The organism is Pseudomonas chaetocerotis (assembly GCF_015712105.2).
GTDB lineage: Bacteria > Pseudomonadota > Gammaproteobacteria > Pseudomonadales > Pseudomonadaceae > Aquipseudomonas > Aquipseudomonas chaetocerotis.
The window spans coordinates 139,727-145,726 of the sequence record NZ_JACFYX020000014.1; the positions used below are offsets into that span (position 1 = coordinate 139,727).

2 protein-coding genes are annotated in these 6,000 nt (G+C 64.0%); one reads left to right on the top strand and one right to left on the bottom strand.

The features are described 5' to 3' along the window. Positions 1-272: 272 nt before the first annotated feature. A complete protein-coding gene (gene mltF, locus H3221_RS21960; protein WP_196477219.1) occupies positions 273-1,739 on the bottom strand; it encodes a membrane-bound lytic murein transglycosylase MltF in 1,467 nt (488 codons plus the stop codon). Positions 1,740-1,906: 167 nt separating this feature from the next. On the opposite strand from mltF, the gene purL reads away from it, so the two are divergent. Continuing rightward, positions 1,907-5,803, top strand: a complete 3,897-nt coding sequence (gene purL / locus H3221_RS21965) for a phosphoribosylformylglycinamidine synthase (RefSeq protein ID WP_196477220.1) — start codon at positions 1,907-1,909, stop codon at positions 5,801-5,803. Positions 5,804-6,000: the final 197 nt, after the last annotated feature.

Genomic DNA, 6,000 nt, shown 5'->3' on the forward strand with positions numbered 1-6,000 from the left:
TGCCGTTTCGCGCACGGCCGCGACGGAGCCAGTTTTTGCGTGGGGCTAGGCGCGAGACGCGAAGTTTGGTCGCCCAAATGAGCCGTCGAGTAACGACGTTCCACGCAAAAACTGGCCCGTCCCTTCGGGTTGCGCGGCAAATTGCGCCATGCGTCGTTGCGGGATTTGACAAGGGAACGACCATTGCCTGCATCCCACGCCTTGCGGAACGCCGCCCGGCCATGGCGCAATTTGGCGCAGCAACGCGGCTCGCGTCGAAACGGCAACAGACCCTAGAGTGGTGGGGTCTGTTCTTCGGGCTTGCGCTTGTCGATGCCGGGCAGGTGGGTACCGCTCTCGGCTACTTGCGTGCCTTCCAGCTGCGGCTGGGTTACCCAGGTGAGAATGTCGTAGTAACGACGGATGTTGCGCACGAAGTGCACCGGCTCGCCGCCGCGGGCATAGCCGTAGCGGGTCTTGCTGTACCACTGCTTTTGCGCCAGGCGTGGCAGGATCTTCTGCACGTCGGCCCACTTGTTCGGGTCCAGTCCTTCGGCTTCGGTCAACTTGCGCGCATCTTCCAGGTGGCCGCCACCGACGTTGTAGGCGGCCAGTGCGAACCAGGTGCGATCCGGCTCGACGATACCTTCCGGCAGTTGCTGGTGAACCTGGATGAAGTAGCGGGCACCGCCGTCGATGCTCTGTTTGGGGTCGAGACGGTTGGAGACGCCGACCGATTGGGCTGTGCGCTGGGTGAGCATCATCAGGCCGCGCACGCCAGTCTTGGAGGTGGCGTTGGGTTGCCACAGCGACTCCTGATAGCCCATGGCGGCGAGCAGGCGCCAGTCAACCTGGTTGGCGTGGCCGGCCTGGCGAAACATCTTTTCGTAGCGAGGCAGGCGTTTTTGCAGGTGCTGGGCAAAGGTGTAGGCGCCCACGTAGCCGAGTACGTCGACGTGGCCGTAGTAGCGCTCCTTCAGGCGTTGCAGGGTGCCGTTGGCCTCGGAGCGCTTGAGGAAGGCGTCGATCTCCTGCAGCAGGCTGTCATCCTCGCCAGCGGCTACCGCCCAACGCATGGTGTTGGTGTCGCCGAGGTCGAAGGCCACGCGTACGTTGGGGAAGTACACCTGGTTCATCGCCAGCTCGTTGGAGTCGACCAGGGTCAGGTCGATCTGTCCTTCGTCGACCATGCGCAGCAGGTCGACCACTTCTACCGCGTCGGATACCTCGAACTCCAGCTCCGGTTGTTCCAGCTTGAGGGCGGCCAGTTGTTCGGCGTGGCTACTGCCGGCCAGCACCAGGATACGCTTTCCGACCAGGTCCGCAGGTTTGGTGGGGCGGCTCTCGCCCTGGCGATAGATGACTTGTGGCGTGACTTCCAGATAGGGGATCGAGAAGCGTGCCTGGCGCTGGCGCTGTGGCGTGTCCACCAGGCCGGCGGCAGCCATTACCGGGCCGTTGGCGAGGTCGAGGCTGGAAAACAGATTGTCGAGGTTGTCCGCGGTTTCGATCTTAAGTTCGAGGCCGAGATCGGTGGCGAAGCGCTTGGCCAGTTCATATTCGAAACCGGTGGCGCCATTGCGATCCTGGAAGTAGGTGGCGGGGCTGTTGCGAGTGACCACGCGCAGCTCTCCCTCCGCCTTTGCCTGCTCGAGTACGCTGGGCTTGGGTTCTTCGCCGCAGCCAGCAAGCATCAGGAGGGTTCCAATCGCCAACAGCCCTTTGGCGCAACGCATGCGTATCGCAGGTCGTGCAAACATCGGCGCAGTATACGCAAAGCGCAGGCGGCGCCATATCTCGACAGCGCTTCGCTTCTCTGCTAGTGAGTGTTCGTCCTTTAAGCGCCAGGCTACAGGTGCCGCAGGCCAACGCTTTAGGGTAGAATGCCCGGCCTCCAGCACACCCCTTCCCAGAGGCTGTTCCGACGATGTTGATTCTGCGCGGCGCTCCCGCCCTTTCCGCTTTCCGCCATGGCAAATTGCTCGAGCAACTGACCAGCAAGGTGCCGGCCGTGACCGGGCTGTACGCCGAGTTCGCGCATTTCGCCGACGTGACAGGCGTGCTCAATGCCGATGAGGAACAAGTGCTGGCGCGGCTGCTCAAGTACGGCCCGAGCGTGCCGGTGCAAGAGCCCAGCGGCAAACTGTTTCTGACCATTCCGCGTTTCGGCACCATCTCGCCCTGGTCGAGCAAGGCCAGCGACATCGCCCGTAACTGTGGCCTGGCCAAGATCCAGCGTCTCGAGCGCGGTATCGCCTATTACATCAGCGGCGAGCTGAGCGAGGCCGACAGTGCTGCCGTCGCCGCACTACTGCATGACCGCATGACCCAGCTCGTTCTGAATGCGCTGGAAGACGCCGCCGCGCTGTTCAGCCACGCCCAACCCAAGCCGCTGACCGCCGTGGACGTACTCGGTGGTGGTCGCGCCGCGCTGGAGCAGGCCAACCAGGATCTGGGCCTGGCCCTGGCCGAGGACGAAATCGATTACCTGGTGAAGAGCTTCAATGACCTGGGGCGCAATCCGCACGACATCGAGCTGATGATGTTCGCCCAGGCCAACTCCGAGCACTGCCGCCACAAGATCTTCAATGCCAGCTGGGACATCGACGGCGAGAGCCAGGACAAGTCGTTGTTCGGCATGATCAAGAATACCTACCAGATGCATAACGAGGGCGTGCTGTCCGCCTACAAGGACAATGCCTCGGTCATCAAAGGCCACACCGCCGGGCGCTTCTTCCCCAACCCTGAGACCCGCCAGTACGGCGCGGTGCAGGAGCCGGTGCACATCCTGATGAAGGTGGAGACGCACAACCATCCGACCGCCATCGCGCCGTTCCCGGGCGCTTCCACCGGCTCCGGTGGCGAGATCCGCGACGAAGGCGCGACCGGCCGTGGCGCCAAGCCCAAGGCCGGCCTGACCGGTTTCTCGGTCTCCAACCTGAACATCCCCGATTTTCTCCAGCCCTGGGAAAAGCCTTACGGCAAGCCCGAACGCATCGTCAGCGCGCTGGACATCATGATCGAAGGCCCGCTGGGCGGTGCCGCGTTCAACAACGAATTCGGTCGTCCGGCACTCAACGGCTACTTCCGCACCTTCGAGCAGGCTGTCAGCAGCCCGCGTGGCGAAGAAGTGCGCGGCTACCACAAGCCGATCATGCTCGCTGGCGGCCTCGGCAACATCCGCGAGAACCATGTGCAGAAAGGCGAGATTTCGGTCGGCGCCAAGCTGATCGTGCTCGGCGGCCCGGCCATGCTCATCGGCCTGGGCGGCGGCGCCGCCTCGTCGATGGCCACCGGTGCCAGTTCGGCCGATCTGGATTTCGCCTCGGTGCAGCGCGAAAACCCGGAAATGGAGCGCCGTTGCCAGGAGGTCATCGACCGCTGCTGGCAGCTGGGCGAGGCCAACCCGATCAAGTTCATCCACGACGTCGGCGCCGGCGGTATCTCCAACGCCCTGCCGGAGTTGATCAACGACGGTGGTCGTGGCGGTCGCTTCGAGCTGCGCAACGTGCCCAACGACGAGCCAGGCATGGCTCCGCACGAAATCTGGTGCAACGAGTCGCAGGAGCGCTACGTGATGAGCGTGGACGCTGCCGACTTCGAGCGTTTCAAGGCCATCTGCGAGCGTGAGCGCTGTCCCTTCGCTGTAGTCGGCGAGGCCACCGCAGAGCCGCACCTGACCGTGACCGACAGCCACTTCAGCAACACCCCGGTGGACATGCCGCTGGAAGTGCTGCTGGGCAAGCCGCCGCGCATGCACCGCAGCGTCAGCCGTGAAGCCGAGCAGGGCGATGACTTCAGCGCCGCCAGCGTCGATATCGAGGAAGCGCTGGGTCGTGTGCTGCATCATCCGGCCGTGGCCAGCAAGAGTTTTTTGATCACCATTGGCGACCGCACCATCACCGGTCTGGTGGCACGTGATCAGATGGTCGGCCCGTGGCAGGTACCTGTGGCCGATTGTGCCGTTACCGCCACCAGCTTCGACGTCTACACCGGTGAAGCCATGGCCATGGGTGAGCGCACGCCGCTGGCGCTGCTCGACGCGCCGGCTTCCGGTCGCATGGCTGTGGGTGAGACCGTTACCAACCTGGCGGCTGCACGCATCGAGAAAATGTCCGACATCAAACTGTCGGCCAACTGGATGGCGGCTGCCGGCCACCCCGGCGAAGACGCCCGCCTGTACGACACCGTCAAGGCTGTCGGCATGGAGTTGTGCCCGGCGTTGGGTATCACCATTCCGGTGGGCAAGGACTCCATGTCCATGAAGACCCGCTGGCAGGAGGAAGGCGTCGACAAGAGCGTGACCTCGCCGTTGTCGCTGGTGATCACCGGTTTTGCGCCAGTACAGGACATTCGCCAGACCCTGACTCCGCAACTGCGCATGGACAAGGGCGAGACCGATCTGATTCTGATCGACCTCGGTCGTGGCCAGAACCGCATGGGTGCCTCGATCCTGGCGCAGGTCTATTCGCAGATTGGCCAGCAGGTACCGGACCTCGACGACGCTGAAGACCTCAAGGCCTTCTTCGCCGTGATCCAGGGCCTAAATGCCGACGGCCATCTGCTGGCTTATCACGACCGTTCCGACGGCGGCATGCTGACCACCGTGCTGGAAATGGCCTTCGCCGGTCATTGCGGCCTGTCGCTGAACCTCGACGCGCTGGCTGACGACAGCTCCGAGCTTCCAGCCGTGCTGTTCAACGAAGAGCTGGGTGCGGTGATCCAGGTGCGCCAGGACGCCACGCCGGAAGTGCTGGCGCAGTTCAGCGCAGCCGGTCTGGACGACTGCGTGGCCGTGATTGGTCAGCCCGTGAACAACGGCGAGGTCAGCATCAGCTTCAACGGTGAGCCGGTGTTCGCCGGTGAGCGCCGTCTGCTGCAGCGTCAGTGGGCCGAGACCAGCTACCGCATCCAGCGTCTGCGCGATAACGCGCAGGGCGCGGATCAGGAGTTCGACCTGCTGCTGGAAGAAGACAACCCCGGTCTGTCGATCAAGCTTGGCTTCGACGTCAACCAGGACATCGCTGCGCCTTACATCAAGAAGGGCGTGCGTCCGCAGGTCGCTATCCTGCGTGAGCAGGGCGTCAACGGCCAGGTGGAAATGGCCGCCGCATTTGACCGTGCCGGTTTCTCCGCCATCGATGTGCACATGAGCGATATCCTCGCCGGTCGCGTCAGCCTGGAAGAGTTCAAAGGCTTGGTGGCTTGCGGTGGCTTCTCCTATGGCGACGTGCTCGGCGCCGGTGAGGGCTGGGCCAAGTCGGTGCTGTTCAACGCCCGTGCTCGCGATGCCTTCCAGGGTTTCTTCGAGCGTCGTGACAGCTTCACTCTCGGGGTGTGCAACGGCTGCCAGATGATGAGCAACCTGCACGAGCTGATCCCTGGCACCGAGTTCTGGCCGCACTTCGTGCGCAACCGCTCCGAGCAGTTCGAGGCGCGCGTGGCCATGGTGCAGATCCAGGAGTCGGCCTCGATCTTCCTGCAGGGTATGGCCGGTTCGCGCATGCCGATCGCCATCGCCCACGGCGAAGGCCATGCCGAGTTCGAGAGCGAGGAAGCGCTGCTGGAAGCCGATCTGTCCGGCACCGTGGCCCTGCGCTACGTCGACAACCACGGCAAGGTCACCGAGAGCTACCCGGCCAACCCCAACGGCTCGCCGCGCGGCATTACCGGTCTGACCAGCCGCGACGGCCGTGTGACCATCATGATGCCGCACCCGGAGCGGGTATTCCGCGCCGTGCAGAACTCCTGGCGCCCGGACGAGTGGCAGGAAGACGGCGGCTGGATGCGCATGTTCCGCAACGCCCGCGTCTGGGTGGACTAATAGCGGCCGCGTAGCGGCCCTCTGATGACCCTCTCCCATTGGGAGAGGGTGCCCGCAGGGCGGGAGAGGGAAGGCGGCAGCGCACCAGTTTTCTGATGACCTTCTCCCGCAAGCGGGAACGGGGAGCCGGGTGCTTGGCCCGGATGCAATCCGGGAAACTGCAGTCACACCTCTCCCCGGATTCCATCCAGGCTACA